This is a genomic window from Patescibacteria group bacterium, from assembly GCA_038064855.1.
Classification (GTDB): Bacteria; Patescibacteriota; Minisyncoccia; order Ryanbacterales; family GWA2-47-10b; genus SICQ01.
The window spans coordinates 44,390-58,506 of record JBBTSE010000007.1 but is presented as its reverse complement, the minus strand read 5'-3'; the positions used below and the strand labels follow the sequence as shown (position 1 = coordinate 58,506).

Sequence of the window (14,117 nt, the reverse complement as noted above, 5' to 3'; positions counted from 1 at the left end):
AGCTTAGCGTTGAGATGCATACATAGTAATGTGCCCGAGGTACGGGATTCGAGCATTCTTGCCCCATACCTGATGTGTGCGACCTACTACATCTTCATACTTTACGGGGTCGTCTTCCGTAAAGTTTGCGTCGCCCTTCGTCACCAGCGTGTTCTCTCCCAATCTCACCACACGGTGGATGGTAAACCCACTCGGGTTTTTCCATACCACAATGTCACCGATGCGTAGATCACCCTTGCCTACGCCTTCGATAAAGACCAAATCTCCCGTGTGGAGTACCGGCCACATCGAGCCCGAGGTAATCGCGGCCATAGGATACGGCGTATGCAGATACCACGAGAGAAATCGCGGCAACCCAAAGAGCACGCCAGCCACAATGGCAACATACACGGCAAGATTGAGGAGAAAAAAGAGCGCGCGCTTCATAATCAGGACTTAAAAGAATGGTGCGGGAATCTTAAAGACGAATACCCGACCAGTGTATTTCGTACCGACTGGCGCTGAAGCAGGCATATAGACCGTAAACTCGACCTGTTGCTCTTGGCCTTTTCGAAGAATAAAATTATTTTTCTCAAGCGTCATAAGACCGCTGATTGATCCGAGTCGCAATACGCTGACAAACATCGGCACCGGTGTTGAATTATTTATCGTCACCGTGCGCGCTGACCGCGTACCTTGTGAGAGATCGCCAAAATCAAGTTTTTCGGTAGTGGGGTTTACGCCGACTCTTCCTTGTCCTTCTATCACGCGCACTTCTGCCTGATACTTGTTGGCATCAAGTGTGACATAAAATACGAAGAGGAAGACGACAAGAAATATAATGCCTAAGATTTTTTCATGAGTCTTGAGCTTCTCGCCCGTCTTGCGTTCCCACCAGCCCTTTTTTTTCTCTGGTTCCGAGCTATCAAGGTTCCAAATTTCTTCTGCCATAATCTGTATGTTGAGAGACTTCTTAACCTATGCACCGCCGCGCCGATCAGTGCCTCTATGATAACCACAGAGATATCTCTCGCCCCGCCTCCCTTGGAAAACCCAAAGAAAGCGCGGGCCAAAGATTTAGGATTAGTAAATTTTGGTGACTTCAACCCAGAGATCACAGCCCAAGACCTCGTGTTCGAGGCTCGGCGGCAGCATAAAGTCATCTGGATCAGCTTCTGGATTTTTTGAGTGAACAAAATCTGCCCAGTCTTGCGCGCAGAATCCGTTGAAGCACGGTACCGAAAGATCAATCGTCCAGGTATCTGACGGGTCGTTGCCGACCGTGTTACCCGGCGTGTTGAACTTTACGATAGTCCCTGTCGCTGACTCGAGCTCCGGATTGTGAAATGACGGAAGCCCGTGGTCATTGAACTTGTTTTTGCCCGTGCTGGGATTGTTGTCAGGATGCTTTGAGAGATACGGACACAGCGTTGGATAGCAGTTTACATAAAATGCGTCCCACGCTGGCGTGCTCGTCGCATATCCGCGGTAGAGCGGATCAGGAATGTTGTGGTGGCACCAATCACGCGCCTCCTCAACACCTGCACTGGCCACAAAAGATTCTTTCGGCTTTGGCTTCTGCTTGATTACATAGTCAACCTTTCCTACTCGCTGCTGCGTGGTCTCAGAAAAAGACTGGCTGAATGCGATAAAGAAAGACGACTCGAGATATTCTTGCGGAAAAACCGTGCCGAATTGAAGCGATTGAGGATGCACATAGAGCGCGTTCTCAATCTTTGCGGTCACATTGATGACATGCGCTTCAAACGCAGCAAAAAGGGGTAGGGTGACGATCGCCACCCCCAAAGCTCCTACCGCTACAAAGATTTTGCTTTTCATAAGAGTTTAGGTACCCCTTTAAACTGTTAATAGATTTAGTTGTCTGTTGGAGTTTCGCTCACGCCGGTTACCTCAACCCAGAGATCGCAACCAAACACTTTGTGTTCGTTTGAGATTGGCTGAGTGTAGGCTGCTGGATCTGCGTCAGGGTTTACACCATGAACAAAATCAGCCCAGTCTTGTGCGCAGTAACCGCCAAAGCAAGGTACTGCAAGGTCAATCAACCAAGTGTCTTTGACATCGTTGCCAATCTTTGAAAGACGGCCACGAACTTCAGTCCAAGTGATAGTTGATGAAGCGGCATCGATAACCCATGGTGCATGGAATGATGCAAGAGCGCCATCTTCATATCCGCCCTGTGCAAGCTTCTCTGAATGCTTTGAGAGGTATGGGCAAAGGTTTGGAAGAACACCCCAAGTCTCGGCCTGTGCAAGCTCGCGAGGTGCAGAACCACAATCAACCCATGGCTTGCCGTCTGCGTCAAACTTGATGTGACCAGTGCCGGTAAAATCATGAACGCCATTGTGATCTGCATCTGAAAGATCAATCACGGTGCCATTCTGTGAAGTGATTGCGCACTTCGGCTTTTGGCGAATCATGTACTCTACATCGTCAACACGGTCTTCGTCCTTAAATGATTGAGAAAGCTCAATCATGACGGGCTTCTCAAGTTTTTCTTGTGGGAACACAGTACCGAAATTGAGAAACTGCGGATCAACTTTGAGCGCGTTCTCAATCTTTGCGGTGACATTGATGACATGGGCTTCGAATGCTGCAAACAACGGAAGGGTTGCGGCAGTGATTGCGATAGCGCCAAGTCCTAATACGATTTTTTTCTTCATAATATGATAAGTATTTTATGACTTAGCTAAATAATATTTTCGCGCATCTGTATCTTGTATATCGACCTTTGTCATCCGTGCCCCTTAGATGCGCTCGGGCTTCGGAATTGTTTGCTTTTAATTTTGACCGAAAGTAATTCCGGCCAAATCCCCGCCCCTCTCTTTTTGAGACTGGGGGCGGAGTTTGGCTACAACTAGTCTTCGCAGTTTACGATGTCTGCAAGCGTTGTGTTGAGAGTACCAAAGTCACCTGCAAAGTAGTGATCTTCACCACTTGCGATAGTCTTCAGATAATCTGCGTCTACACCACTTCCAACACCGACTACATAGATTTCAATGCCTGCTGCCTTGGCTGCGGTTGCTGCTGCCAAAGCTTCTGCATCGGCCTCTCCTGCACTGCAAGAGCCGTCAGCACAGACATTTGGTATGCCGTCGGTTACGATCACCATAAAGTCTGGCGCATCAGCTCGGTCGCGAATACTTTCGAGCTCGAGCTTTGCCTCATTGATACCAGCGGTCATATTTGTCGAACCGCTTGAGACTAATGTGTCGATTGCCGCCTTCACCAATACTTCATCATCAGTCAAAACCTGATCTAAGGTTCCGAGTGAAGCAAAGCTTGATTGGCCTGCGTGCGGTCCATCAAGAGCAAGTACCAAGGCATCAACGAACGCCTTGAGGGCAGTTCTGACTGCTGCCATGTTGGTACTGCCGATGCTACCTGATCGGTCAACAACCAGCATCAAGTCAATTTTCTTGTTGCAACCAAGGCCTGGAAGGCTGATGCCTGTTACTTCTACCCAAAGATCACAACCGAAAATCTTGTGTTCGTTTGCGATTGGTTGGGTATAGGCTGCTGGGTTTGCGTCAGGGTTTATGCCATGCACAAACTCTTCCCAATCTTGTGCGCAGTAACCACCAAAACATGGTACGGCAAGGTCAATGGTCCAAAGGTCTTTGGTGTCTTTTTGAGACTTTGCGAGGTGACCCTTGGTGTCATTCCATACAATGCCATTTTCAATGATTGACCATGGCTTGTGGAACGAATCCATATGACCATCGTTGAGCGCGCCAACGGTGTTGGTCGCATCTTGGTCGTCTTTGCCATCAGGATGCTTTGAAATGTATGGGCAAAGCATTGGAAGAGCGCCCCAAGTCTCGCCTTGTGCAAGCTCGCGAGGTGCAGGACCACAGTTAACCCATGAAGTTTCAACTGCATCGGTAGCTGGGTTGTCACCAACTACCACATGGCCAGTGCCCGTGTAGAGGTGATTTTTGCCATCTTGATCGAGGGTTGCATCAAATGAGGTGCCCCCAAGAGTCGTGATAGCGCACTTTGGCTTTTGGCGAATAATATAGCTGACATCGTCTACGCGATTTTCGTCCAAGAACGACTGCGAGAGATTGATATCGAGCGACTTATCGAGGTGTTCTTGTGGAAACACCGTTCCGAAATCGAGGTAACCGAGCGGTACATTGAGGGCATTTTCGATCTTTGCGGTGACATTGATCACATGCGCTTCAAATGCGGCAAAAAGCGGAAGTATCGCTACTCCGACTGCCAGTGCTACGGCTCCAGAAAGAATTTTTCTTTTCATGCCGTTAATAAAGCTTATAACTGATAATATTTTCTCGGCCATGCACTCGCATGCGCTGCCGTTCAAATTTCAACCGGGGGTTAGCTGGCACTCAAATCTCACGGATACCGCTCGACAAGTCGAATAGTATTCCATGAGACTGGCGCAGGCGCCAGCTCACCTCCGGCAAAAATCAAAAAGGCGCGGGCATCTGACATTGACCGAAAAACCTGCGCCATATTTTTGTTAAGGACAAAGCGACAGTGCTCGCCTCGAACCATTCTTAACAAATCAATAAAGTAAGTGTCAAGAAAAAATACAAAAAAACTTATCCACTTTTGTGGATATCGGTAAATATGTTGCCTACACGCGCAAAAACTTCTCTTGACTGATTTACTATTTTTCAGGATTGCGTTTTTTTGAGACCACATAGGACAGAAGTTGGCAAATATCTTTTTGCAAAATATTTACTTCGTGTAGGGTCATTCCTACTCCTGCGCGACTTCATTGTCAATCCTTGACGAGTAAGGCATCATAGGTGATATGCAAAGCTATGTGATTGCGACACTTTTGGGCATCGTGCAGGGGTTTACTGAATTTTTGCCCGTATCATCCACCGGACATCTCATCATCTTTGAAAGTTTTTTTGGTATTGCCGCAGCTGATGCCGTACCGTTTGATGTCGCCGTACACCTTGCGACAGTCCTTGCGGTCATCTGGTATTTTCGCGCTGATTGGTTGCATCTCATAAAATCATTTACTTCGCGCATCGATACGCGTGGCAGGCAGCTCCTGCTCAATATCATCTTGGGTACTATACCGGCCGGTATCGCGGGTATTTTATTTGAAGATACCATCACCAATACCTTTCGTACCTCTCTTGCGGTCGCCATAGGGCTTATCGCGGGTAGCGCGCTGATAGCGGGTGCCGAATATATGCGCCACCGCCGTAATCACGATAGCGGTATGATCTTGCCATACGAGGGGTTTATCATCGGTATATTTCAAGCGCTCGCACTCTTTCCGGGCATTTCTCGTTCAGGGGCAACGATTTCTGGAGGTTTACTCCTCGGCAAAACGCGTGTTGAAGCCACTCATTATTCGTTTTTACTCTCTACACCTATCATCATTGCCGCCAGTCTCAAGACAATTGTCGCGCGACCCGAGATAGTTATTACGGGACCCAATATCTTTGGCTTTATCGCCGCGTTTGTATCAGCCATCGCCGCTATCAACCTGATCACTAAAATAGCCGAGCGCTCAACGCTGATGCCGTTTGTGTACTATCGCCTCGCACTCGCGGGCGCCATCATCATCACACTCGCGCTCTAGCGTGAGCGCCTTTTGTGTGCCAAATACTCACGCCCTACATGAAATACGCCCGGCAACATCGAGACCGTGATGATCACTAAAATAATCGGTATCAGATACTGATCAACGCCCGGCACAAACGCACCCAAGAAATACCCGATGAGCGGCATACCGATAGCCCACAACACCGCGCCGATAATATTATAAAACAAAAAAATTGGGTAATGCATATGCCCTACGCCCGCCACGATAGGCGCGAAGGTACGGATCACAGGAGTGAAGCGCGCGAGCACCAAGGTTTTGGCGCCGTGTACTTTGTAAAATTCTTCGGCCCTGCGGACATGGTCTTTGTGAAAAAAAATCGAATCATCTTTTTTAAAAATACGCGGGCCCACGCGCCTACCAAATGCGTAGCCCACATTGTCACCCAAGATGGCCGCAGAAAATACTAGCGGTACCAAAAACCAAATATTGAGCAAACCTTGCGATGCCAAAAATCCAGCGGTAAACAGTAGTGAATCCCCCGGCAAAAAGAAACCGACAAAGAGTCCTGATTCGGCAAATACAATAGCAAAAAGGCCAATGTATCCGGCCGTCTTAATCAAAAAGACTGGTTCGAGAAAACCCATAGAGTAGCTTTCTTAGTGTAGCAGGAAAAGATTTTTGAGAAAACAAAAACCCTCCCGCAACTGCGGGAGGGTTTTTGTTGCTGATTTCCGCTTAGCGGCGGAAGCCGCCGCCTCCACCACCGCCACCTCCGCGAGGTTGACGATTGCGGTTGCAGTCGCGACAGAAGATGCGGCCGTAGGTTCCATCGTCACGCTTTGTGGGCGCAAACGGAAGCTCGGTCACTGCATTGCCACAGCTTGCGCAGGTGATTCCCAATGATGTAACATCGTGGATCTCACGCGCTGGTCGTTGCATATCCATGTGAATGTGCCGTTGCCTAGTTTTCCTTATAATCCTCCTTCGAGCTAGGCAAACGACTTCTTGTTTCTCAAACTCTGAACATTGCCTAATCGTTGAGTGCGTCTACTATGCTATATTTCGCCCTTGCGTGCAAGCACTATCTTTGTGAATATCGCGCCCAGAAACAACCCGCCAAAACCCCATAGCGCAAAAGACTTATCGCCACCTGCCTCTTGTGCTGGCTGCACATCGAGCAAATAATCTGATGCGCTCATGACTTTCGTAGGACTATCCACAAACGCAAAATCGATATAGATCTCATGGAATCCTACCTCACGAAAGGTATACGAGTACCCAAGCGTCGAGCGCTCGGCTTTGATGTTTTTTTCTTCAAAAATAAACTGCGGCTCGTCGCCCGGACTTGCAAGCCGTGCTACACGCAGATTGATGATCGCGTCTTTATCGGATACATTGCCTGACGCAATATCAGATATTGAGATCAACAATTTGGTAGGCACGCCCATGCGTGGTGTAAACGGCGCGCGCGACATACTGACAATGTATGTACCATCAACTACGCGTTGCTCACCACCATGCGCGCCCGCTACTAGTGGAAGGGCGAGCATGAGTGCGAGTAATATTTTTTTCATTAGTATTCCTTGCCCGTCATGAATGGCACTTTTTCAGGGCCCTTATCACGATACCGATCAATAAAATCTTGTACGCGTACAGTGTCAAAACTGCCATCGGCGTTGAGATTAAACGAATCAAGATGATTCCATGCCGCCAAAGCTACATCGGTTTCATTTGCGGCACGCACCGAGACTACCATATAGGTGTTTTTACGAGCAAGCTCTTTGAGCGCTTCTTTTGTGGCATCAGGAATACTTGGCTTGTATGAAATCCAAATACGACCATGCTCGAGTGAGTGCACCACGCCCTCCTCTGGTAATTCTTTGTCATAGATACCATCGCGCTGGGGGTCAGGCCAATGTGGACCTGATACGGGTGGGTTTGATTTCCAAGTGGTAGTCTTCTCGCCCTCTTTGGTGTGGTCTTGCCCACCGTCTTCGATAGTGCGTGAGTAATCGGTACCAAGCTGACGCTCCTCTGGCATTGATTGATAGACAAAATATCCACCACCGACGACAAGTAAAATAACAATGACCCCAAAGCCAATCTTTTTGACCTTGCGCATCTGTACGCGGCGTAGCGCTACGGCATCACGCGCGGCGCGCTCTGCGGCACGCTGATCTTTTTTGGTAGAACCTTGTTCCGGTGTGTTTTGATTTTGAGGTTGTGTTTGTTCGTTTTCCATAGAGACTAGTATAGAAAATCACGGGCCAAAAAGCGAGTTTTGTTTTTTGACGCGGGGTTTTTTGCCAAGCGGTTTGAGGGCGCGCTCTGCCTCTGCACGATACAGACAATATTGGCAGCCGACACCTGACGCGGGCAAAACATCACTCGAGAGCGTTTTATGAATCTCTTTGATGGTGCGCTCGAGCCATGAATCATCACCCGTATACGGGATAATCTTTACATCAAACTCAAGCTTGGCATCAAACGCGGCACGATCACGCTTGCCGTTGGCGTAGACAAAATAGCCCGTATCAGAAACTTTAAAACCCACGCGGCGCAGGAGCCACTGGTAGATTTCCATCTGCCGCTTGTAACCATCTTGCCAGTCAGCATCAAGCGTCACTTCACCCTCTTTGCTCGTAGCTTTGTAATCAACGACATGGAGCTCACCTTTGGGATTAACCCAAATATCATCAACTGCACCCGTGATGATAAAATTGGTCGCTGGGTGGTGGTATTGCACACCCACAAAGTTTTCGCGCCACCGGCCCATCTCTGGATGGTCAAATGGTATAGCATCAACACCGTATGACTCCATGAGTGGGTGCGCGCTTCCCTTGGCGCGATGCACATCAAATTCTTTTTTGAGTAAATGATCTACCGCGCTGTTGAGGTTAAATGGATACCCGTCAGGCTCACTGACACCCAAGCGACGGTCAAGATACGAACAGCGCTGGCAACGCATATAATTTTCGATCTTTGAGCGCGAAAATCGAAAAGGCGCTGCGGATGCGGGATCGTAAATATTTGATCTGCGTTTGACGGCCATCAGATTGATTTATGATCAGCAAGCACCTGCTCGGCGTGCTCTTTGGGTTTGACCTCGCTATATATCTTAGCGATTTTGCCTTCGGGATTTATGAGAAACGACATGCGGCGCGTGCCCATATAGGTACGGCCCATAAACTTTTTTTCACCCCACACGCCGTAGGCCTCTACCATCTTTTTGTCTTCATCAGCCAACAGTGGAAATGGCAATTGAAACTTTTTGGCAAATTTTTCGTGTGAGGTAATCGAGTCAGTAGAAACGCCCACTATCGCTATCTTTGATTTTTTGAAATCAGTAGCGTTGTCACGAATAGCACAGGCCTCAACGGTGCATCCCGGGGTATTGTCTTTCGGATAAAAATAAATAAGCAACCACCTGCCTGCATATTCTTTGAGTGAGTGATTGACGCCTGATTGGTCGGGCAAATTAAATACTGGTGCTTTTGATCCTTCTCTAATCGTATGTGCCATGATCTCTAGTGTAGCGAGATCAGCGAAGAAAACCAACCCGAGCGAATGCCGCCCCTCTCAAGACGCCCAAGCTGCGTGACGAGCATACGGTGACGCTGTGCTTCTCTCTGGTATGACTTGCCACGCAAAATCTTGATATCAATGCGGTCATTGACCCGGCCTATCTCGTGTACGATGCTTTTGTGAAGTTGTGTTTTGCTCATATGATTGTTAACGATATTTTCTGATAATGCCGGTGACGACCGCGCCTATGTTGAGTGACTGTTCTGCAAATATTGGTTTAAAATTTCTATTGGCAGGTTCGAGATAGGTAGTGCCGTTTTTCTTTCGTAAATATTTCATAGTCCACCCGCCATCAATCTCCGCTATCACGATATCCCCTTCCTTTGCTTGCTTGCCATGCTCGGCTACCACCAGATCACCATCGCGTATACCCGCATCAATCATCGAATCGCCTTTTACGGTCAGTACATAGGTGCGATCTCTATTTCTAATCAAAAGCTGATCGATGCTGATCATCTCGGCGGCTTCTTCGGCGAGCGATGGAATACCGGCCTCTACCACACCGAGCATGCGTACTTCGCCAAGCATGCGAGTTGGCACCAAGCGGCCTTGCGAGTCTTTGTCGAGCACACCCATATCAATCAATTTATCAATCACTTTTGATGCGGCGTTTTTTGATTTGAACCCGAGGAGGGTCGCGATCTCGCCGTAGCTCGGCATGCGCCGATTGCCCTCATAAAAACTCATGATTTTTGATTTGTATTGCTCGATGCTCATGCATATATCATAGGTGAACGCTCGTTCACCACACAAGTGCTTGGCGCCAAAAAGCTGTGGACAACGAAAATATCTTTACAAAATAAGCAAAAAATGATTTGGTGAAAACGGAGGTGGCCATGTCTGCGAAACTAATTAGACTTGATCCAGAGCGACGCGACCCCAACCGCACCTACGGCGTACCCGAGACACATACGCGACGCGTCATACCCATCAGTGAGCGGCGACAAAGCGCGCTGGCAAAGATCGCCAAAGCGCAGACTAGCAACAACCGCATGCTGTGGGTGGTGATAGCGCTACTTATCTTGCTGGCGGTGATGATCTCGATGACGCTCTACCGCGTATCAAACGCACCCGCGCTCGTGCGCCCTACGCGCGAGACGCCCAGCATCCAGACCCTACGGAGACACATCCGCGGGGTCATTTTTTATATTGACAAAAGAGTAAAAAACAGGTAAGATATTTTCTGAACTCAGAACCTTGGAGGAAGTATCGTGTTGTTGCAAGTTCTTGGATTCGTTGCGGTCTGTGGTGCGTCACTGTTTGGCCTCGGCTACTTCGTAGCCAACGCCATCGAACAATCAAACGAAGAGATCTGGGAGTACAACAAGGAGGAGTGATGACCGTGGCAATGTGGGCTGGTGTCGTCGTCGCGGTGGCGCTGGTGCTACTGCTCGTGGGCGCGCTTCTTTCAAATAGACAAGATCGCAAGCGCTCTGGCGGAGTAGACTGATGATCGTGAAGATCATCCTAGGCGGCACCGTAATGGCACTCCTCGCCGTTGGCCTTGGCCGACGCATCAAACAAGCCGCCAAAGACCTCGAAGTCTTGGCAGACCAAGAGTACAAAGAACGCGAAGAGCGCCTCGGGCGCACCAAACCCCCGCAGCACTAGCAAGTGCTCGGGGGGATTTTTTATATAGACAGCACAATAAGATATATGATACACTAACTTTGCACTAGGAATTAGTATATATGCCTAAAATAAAAGAAACTTCCGAAAAACGGAGACCTACCAGCTTCGCGCTTAAACCAGCGATGAGCCGCCTTGTCACAGAACGCGCAAAAGTATGGAAGCGAAGCCGCTCTTCATATCTCGAAGAGCTTATACTTGCGGAATCTGGTAAAGCGTCAACTATTCCATTGCGCCCTATCTCTACCCGCACGCCAACATCTACCGAATTGCAGGCGATCAAAAAAGGCCGCGCATCAGAGTCCATGACTATTGATGACTTCTTTGCTCATGTGGAATATCTCGCTTCGCAAAAGAGCGGCAAAAAATATCGCTAAAGCTCCACAAAAAGAGCGCGAGCATATGGAACATGCGATCCGAGACATGTATGCGGATCCGCTCGCTGGTGATACGATAAAGCTCAAAGGATTAGAGACAAGCTATCGGCGCAGGGTTGGCGCTTGGCGTATTCTTTTTGACCTCTATACGAAAGACTGTCTTGTCGATATTACCGCAATCGAGCGACGTGCTTCTACCACCTACCGAAAACGATAAATATAGACAAACAGGCGTTTGTATGGCACTAATATATCGAACTTGATCTTCAACAACGAGAGCGAAGAGCTCTCCTGACAAAGGAAAGGATAGAGATCATGAACTCGAACGCAAAGCGACCGACCGGCAAGATGGACATCTGGGCGATGCTCAACCACACGGCGATCCTACTCGCCTTCCTCATCGGCTTCCTCGCCGACAACGCGGACTGCCGTTTCCAGTCTTACTAGCGCGGGGTGTAGAAGCTACTCAAACACCTTCCAAGATACGCTTCAGATCTCCGAAGTGGCTCTCCCGTTCTCCGAACCCCTCGCGTACCCGCTCACCATCGGCCTCGCACCCTGATCGTCGCGCACAGCGCGACTCACGCCAACCGGCAACACCGGTTGGCATTTTTTTATTCAAAATTTACTTTTGCATCGAGCGCATCTGCCCACAGCTTGTATCCAGCATCACTCGGATGAAAAAGATCGCTCGCATAATATACATACGGCTCATCGCGAAACTGCGTACCACCAAGCGCATAAATATCGATATGCGTTATTTTTTTATCACTCGCAACGCGCGCGGCAAGCACACTTAGTTTGGGACTTTTAGTCGCCCAATATTTACGCAGTGGATACGGCACTATCAGCACATCGCCCAAATCACCCGGGGTCAGCAGCACTACACGCTTTGCTTTTTGTGATACCGCGCCAAGCGCACCTGACAAGTCTCGTTCAACACTCGCCCACTCGGTACCATGCGTCACATCATTGCCACCTATCGATATGATGGCAAGGTCACTGTGCCCCATACTCTCAATCTGACGCGCAAGGTCAGCGGTGCGCGCGCCTACCACACCTTTATTTTGTACATCAAAAGAATAGTTGTTTTTGTGTCGTTCTAAAAATTGATAGTGATAGGTTTTAGTATAGCCACTCGCTCCTGTACCTACCGCCGTACTATCACCCAAAATTGTGACTGATAGTTTTTTCTCGCCACCTGCAATCACATAATCTTGCCGAGGGGTTGAGCTCATGAGCAACTTCGCGCGTCGCAAATAAAACCAAAAACGCGCGCCAGACGCGAGTGTATAAACTACCAAAAATATAATAATCGCCTTGAGTATCATTTAGAGAAGTATATATCCTTCAGCTCGTAACTTTTTTTCTTTGACGCGCGTGCCACCCATACTATATCCGCCTATCTTGCCGTCAGTGCGTATCACCCGATGACACGGAATCCGTGGGCTGCGATTGGTGCCGATGATATTACCCACCGCACGCTGTGCACGCGGGCTACCCGCGCGACGAGCTACCTCGCTATAGGTGAGCACCTTACCCCGAGGAATCTTTTTTACTATTGCAAAAACTTTATCGCGAAATGTCACCTATCTATTGTGACTCAAGAAAGGCGATGAGTAAACGCATGGGCTCACCGGTTGAACCCTTGGCCAAAAAATCGCCTTCCGCAGAACTCATACGCGGCGCCATATCGATATGCACCCACGGCGTACCTTTGATAAATTGCCACAAAAACATTGCGCCCTCAATGGCGCCTGCTCCGCGCGTTTTGCTCGAATTGGTCACATCAGCAAAGGTGCCCTTGATCATGCTCTCGTATTCTTCCCACAGTGGAAACGGCCAGACATAGTCGCCAGACTTTTCACCGAGCTCGCGTATTTTTTTCTCAAGTATTTCGTCAGTGGCAAAAAATGCTGACGCTTTTTGCCCGAGTGCTACTTGGGCCGCACCTGTCAGTGTGGCTACATCGATAACAACTTCGGGTTTGTAGCGTTTTGAATATTCAAGCGCGTCTGCGAGTACCACGCGGCCTTCGGCATCAGTGTGGCCGATCTCAATCGTCTTGCCATTCATAGTACGCAATACATCACCCATACGATAACTTCTACCTGACGGCATATTTTCTGCGGCAGGTACGAGCGCCACAATATTGCGCTTCACACCCAGCTTGGCTGCAGCAGTAATCGCATGGATGACAGCCGCCCCTCCTGACATATCCATATGCATCTCTTCCATCGACATACCCGGTTTGAGATTGAGCCCTCCTGTATCAAAAGTGATTCCTTTGCCGACGAGCACGATAGGTTTTTGCCCCAACTCGCCTGCCATATACTCCATCACGATAAACTTTGGTTCAGAGTCTGATCCTTTGCCAACGCCAAGAATACCGCCCATGCCCAAAAGCTCCATCTCGATCACACCGAGTACCTGCACATTGATATCCGTATCGTCTGCCGCGTCCATCGCCGCCTTGGCGAGTACTGCGGGCGTCATCTCACCTCCCGGCGTATTGGCAAGCTCACGCATTTTATTTATCTCGCCAGATATAATCTGACCCCTACGAAAACCTTCGCGCATGTCTTTGCTTTTGGCGCCTTTGATAGTTATTTTTTCTACGAGATTCCAACCTTCTTTGGGTTTGGTTTTGTAGCGGATAAACTCAAAGTTTGCGAGCTGCATGTTGATAGCCGCCATCTGACCAACATCGCGTATGGGAAGTGCCAAGTTTGCAAACGCAAAGTCATTCATATCTATTGCTAACTGTTTGATGCGGTTTTGCTTGGCGATTGTGATCACGCGGCGAAAGAGTGTCTGGAGCTTGCGGCGCGTCATCTTTTTGAATGCATCTACACCAATACGAATCTCGCGGCTACCCGTTTTGGTACGCGTAACCTCGGTGTCTTTTGACTCAACGGGCACCACACGGGCAATATCCTTGCCCTTAGGAAGCTGGTCGGCAAAGCTAAAAGTGATTGACTTCATCGCCATAA

General features: G+C 48.9%; 22 protein-coding genes. 6 read left to right on the top strand and 16 right to left on the bottom strand.

What is annotated here, in order from left to right:
* Positions 1–3: 3 nt before the first annotated feature.
* The 5 genes from AAB417_02455 to AAB417_02435 form a co-directional block, all read right to left on the bottom strand.
* Positions 4–426, bottom strand: coding sequence for a signal peptidase I (locus AAB417_02455; protein ID MEK7630863.1), 423 nt, complete (start codon positions 424–426; stop codon positions 4–6).
* Positions 427–435: 9 nt separating this feature from the next.
* The gene (locus tag AAB417_02450) at positions 436–930 is read right to left on the bottom strand and encodes a hypothetical protein (GenBank protein MEK7630862.1); all 495 of its coding nucleotides are present in this window, start codon (positions 928–930) and stop codon (positions 436–438) included.
* 132 nt (positions 931–1,062) lie between these two features.
* Entirely contained in the window at positions 1,063–1,818 is a 756-nt protein-coding gene (locus tag AAB417_02445; GenBank protein ID MEK7630861.1) for a hypothetical protein, read from the bottom strand.
* Positions 1,819–1,853: 35 nt separating this feature from the next.
* Positions 1,854–2,660, bottom strand: coding sequence for a hypothetical protein (locus AAB417_02440; GenBank protein ID MEK7630860.1), 807 nt, complete (start codon positions 2,658–2,660; stop codon positions 1,854–1,856).
* 194 nt (positions 2,661–2,854) lie between these two features.
* Positions 2,855–4,258: a vWA domain-containing protein gene (locus tag AAB417_02435; GenBank protein MEK7630859.1), complete on the bottom strand. Its 1,404-nt coding sequence runs from the start codon at positions 4,256–4,258 to the stop codon at positions 2,855–2,857.
* Between the two features lie 522 nt (positions 4,259–4,780).
* On the opposite strand from AAB417_02435, the gene AAB417_02430 reads away from it, so the two are divergent.
* Positions 4,781–5,569 carry an undecaprenyl-diphosphate phosphatase gene (locus AAB417_02430; protein ID MEK7630858.1) on the top strand — a complete coding sequence of 263 codons (789 nt, stop codon included), beginning with the start codon at positions 4,781–4,783 and terminating at the stop codon, positions 5,567–5,569.
* Here the strand turns inward: AAB417_02430 and AAB417_02425 are convergent.
* From AAB417_02425 to lexA, 8 genes are all read right to left on the bottom strand, one after another.
* Positions 5,566–6,177 (bottom strand): VTT domain-containing protein, encoded by a 612-nt coding sequence (locus AAB417_02425; protein MEK7630857.1) that lies wholly within the window; start codon positions 6,175–6,177, stop codon positions 5,566–5,568. The two genes, AAB417_02430 and AAB417_02425, sit on opposite strands and share 4 nt — an antisense overlap.
* 91 nt (positions 6,178–6,268) lie before the next feature.
* The gene (locus tag AAB417_02420) at positions 6,269–6,472 is read right to left on the bottom strand and encodes a hypothetical protein (GenBank protein MEK7630856.1); all 204 of its coding nucleotides are present in this window, start codon (positions 6,470–6,472) and stop codon (positions 6,269–6,271) included.
* 116 nt (positions 6,473–6,588) lie between these two features.
* Positions 6,589–7,107, bottom strand: a complete 519-nt coding sequence (locus AAB417_02415) for a hypothetical protein (protein MEK7630855.1) — start codon at positions 7,105–7,107, stop codon at positions 6,589–6,591.
* A complete protein-coding gene (locus AAB417_02410; GenBank protein MEK7630854.1) occupies positions 7,107–7,775 on the bottom strand; it encodes a DUF3105 domain-containing protein in 669 nt (222 codons plus the stop codon). Before AAB417_02410 ends, AAB417_02415 begins: the two co-directional genes overlap by 1 nt.
* An 18-nt stretch (positions 7,776–7,793) precedes the next feature.
* Entirely contained in the window at positions 7,794–8,585 is a 792-nt protein-coding gene (locus tag AAB417_02405) for a PD-(D/E)XK nuclease family protein (GenBank protein MEK7630853.1), read from the bottom strand.
* Complete coding sequence (gene bcp, locus AAB417_02400; protein MEK7630852.1) at positions 8,585–9,055, bottom strand: thioredoxin-dependent thiol peroxidase; 471 nt, start codon at positions 9,053–9,055, stop codon at positions 8,585–8,587. Before bcp ends, AAB417_02405 begins: the two co-directional genes overlap by 1 nt.
* A gap of 5 nt (positions 9,056–9,060) precedes the next feature.
* Positions 9,061–9,258: a hypothetical protein gene (locus AAB417_02395; GenBank protein MEK7630851.1), complete on the bottom strand. Its 198-nt coding sequence runs from the start codon at positions 9,256–9,258 to the stop codon at positions 9,061–9,063.
* Between the two features lie 7 nt (positions 9,259–9,265).
* On the bottom strand, positions 9,266–9,835 hold the full coding sequence (gene lexA / locus AAB417_02390; GenBank protein ID MEK7630850.1) for a transcriptional repressor LexA: 570 nt from the start codon (positions 9,833–9,835) through the stop codon (positions 9,266–9,268).
* A 119-nt stretch (positions 9,836–9,954) separates the two neighbouring features.
* On the opposite strand from lexA, the gene AAB417_02385 reads away from it, so the two are divergent.
* The 5 genes from AAB417_02385 (at position 9,955) to AAB417_02365 (ending at position 11,571) form a co-directional block, all read left to right on the top strand.
* The gene (locus AAB417_02385; GenBank protein MEK7630849.1) at positions 9,955–10,293 is read left to right on the top strand and encodes a hypothetical protein; all 339 of its coding nucleotides are present in this window, start codon (positions 9,955–9,957) and stop codon (positions 10,291–10,293) included.
* A gap of 280 nt (positions 10,294–10,573) precedes the next feature.
* Positions 10,574–10,729: a hypothetical protein gene (locus AAB417_02380; protein ID MEK7630848.1), complete on the top strand. Its 156-nt coding sequence runs from the start codon at positions 10,574–10,576 to the stop codon at positions 10,727–10,729.
* 80 nt (positions 10,730–10,809) lie between these two features.
* On the top strand, positions 10,810–11,124 hold the full coding sequence (locus AAB417_02375) for a hypothetical protein (GenBank protein ID MEK7630847.1): 315 nt from the start codon (positions 10,810–10,812) through the stop codon (positions 11,122–11,124).
* A 25-nt stretch (positions 11,125–11,149) separates the two neighbouring features.
* Positions 11,150–11,341: a hypothetical protein gene (locus AAB417_02370; protein MEK7630846.1), complete on the top strand. Its 192-nt coding sequence runs from the start codon at positions 11,150–11,152 to the stop codon at positions 11,339–11,341.
* A 98-nt stretch (positions 11,342–11,439) separates the two neighbouring features.
* Positions 11,440–11,571 (top strand): hypothetical protein, encoded by a 132-nt coding sequence (locus AAB417_02365; GenBank protein ID MEK7630845.1) that lies wholly within the window; start codon positions 11,440–11,442, stop codon positions 11,569–11,571.
* A gap of 167 nt (positions 11,572–11,738) precedes the next feature.
* Here AAB417_02365 and AAB417_02360 read toward each other — a convergent pair whose 3' ends face one another.
* From AAB417_02360 to AAB417_02350, 3 genes are read right to left on the bottom strand one after another with little or no spacing between them, the layout of a single operon-like run.
* Positions 11,739–12,455, bottom strand: a complete 717-nt coding sequence (locus tag AAB417_02360) for a GDSL-type esterase/lipase family protein (protein MEK7630844.1) — start codon at positions 12,453–12,455, stop codon at positions 11,739–11,741.
* The gene (locus AAB417_02355; GenBank protein ID MEK7630843.1) at positions 12,456–12,713 is read right to left on the bottom strand and encodes an MGMT family protein; all 258 of its coding nucleotides are present in this window, start codon (positions 12,711–12,713) and stop codon (positions 12,456–12,458) included.
* A 4-nt stretch (positions 12,714–12,717) separates the two neighbouring features.
* Positions 12,718–14,109: a leucyl aminopeptidase family protein gene (locus AAB417_02350; GenBank protein MEK7630842.1), complete on the bottom strand. Its 1,392-nt coding sequence runs from the start codon at positions 14,107–14,109 to the stop codon at positions 12,718–12,720.
* Between the last annotated feature and the right edge of the window lie 8 nt (positions 14,110–14,117).

Coding starts and splice junctions, on each gene's coding strand:
- AAB417_02455 (MEK7630863.1), bottom strand. CDS start 426: ATGAAGCGCGCGCTCTTTTTTCTCCTCAATCTTGCCGTGTATGTTGCC.
- AAB417_02450 (MEK7630862.1), bottom strand. CDS start 930: ATGGCAGAAGAAATTTGGAACCTTGATAGCTCGGAACCAGAGAAAAAA.
- AAB417_02445 (MEK7630861.1), bottom strand. CDS start 1,818: ATGAAAAGCAAAATCTTTGTAGCGGTAGGAGCTTTGGGGGTGGCGATC.
- AAB417_02440 (MEK7630860.1), bottom strand. CDS start 2,660: ATGAAGAAAAAAATCGTATTAGGACTTGGCGCTATCGCAATCACTGCC.
- AAB417_02435 (MEK7630859.1), bottom strand. CDS start 4,258: ATGAAAAGAAAAATTCTTTCTGGAGCCGTAGCACTGGCAGTCGGAGTA.
- AAB417_02430 (MEK7630858.1), top strand. CDS start 4,781: ATGCAAAGCTATGTGATTGCGACACTTTTGGGCATCGTGCAGGGGTTT.
- AAB417_02425 (MEK7630857.1), bottom strand. CDS start 6,177: ATGGGTTTTCTCGAACCAGTCTTTTTGATTAAGACGGCCGGATACATT.
- AAB417_02420 (MEK7630856.1), bottom strand. CDS start 6,472: ATGCAACGACCAGCGCGTGAGATCCACGATGTTACATCATTGGGAATC.
- AAB417_02415 (MEK7630855.1), bottom strand. CDS start 7,107: ATGAAAAAAATATTACTCGCACTCATGCTCGCCCTTCCACTAGTAGCG.
- AAB417_02410 (MEK7630854.1), bottom strand. CDS start 7,775: ATGGAAAACGAACAAACACAACCTCAAAATCAAAACACACCGGAACAA.
- AAB417_02405 (MEK7630853.1), bottom strand. CDS start 8,585: ATGGCCGTCAAACGCAGATCAAATATTTACGATCCCGCATCCGCAGCG.
- bcp (MEK7630852.1), bottom strand. CDS start 9,055: ATGGCACATACGATTAGAGAAGGATCAAAAGCACCAGTATTTAATTTG.
- AAB417_02395 (MEK7630851.1), bottom strand. CDS start 9,258: ATGAGCAAAACACAACTTCACAAAAGCATCGTACACGAGATAGGCCGG.
- lexA (MEK7630850.1), bottom strand. CDS start 9,835: ATGAGCATCGAGCAATACAAATCAAAAATCATGAGTTTTTATGAGGGC.
- AAB417_02385 (MEK7630849.1), top strand. CDS start 9,955: ATGTCTGCGAAACTAATTAGACTTGATCCAGAGCGACGCGACCCCAAC.
- AAB417_02375 (MEK7630847.1), top strand. CDS start 10,810: ATGCCTAAAATAAAAGAAACTTCCGAAAAACGGAGACCTACCAGCTTC.
- AAB417_02370 (MEK7630846.1), top strand. CDS start 11,150: ATGGAACATGCGATCCGAGACATGTATGCGGATCCGCTCGCTGGTGAT.
- AAB417_02365 (MEK7630845.1), top strand. CDS start 11,440: ATGAACTCGAACGCAAAGCGACCGACCGGCAAGATGGACATCTGGGCG.
- AAB417_02360 (MEK7630844.1), bottom strand. CDS start 12,455: ATGATACTCAAGGCGATTATTATATTTTTGGTAGTTTATACACTCGCG.
- AAB417_02350 (MEK7630842.1), bottom strand. CDS start 14,109: ATGAAGTCAATCACTTTTAGCTTTGCCGACCAGCTTCCTAAGGGCAAG.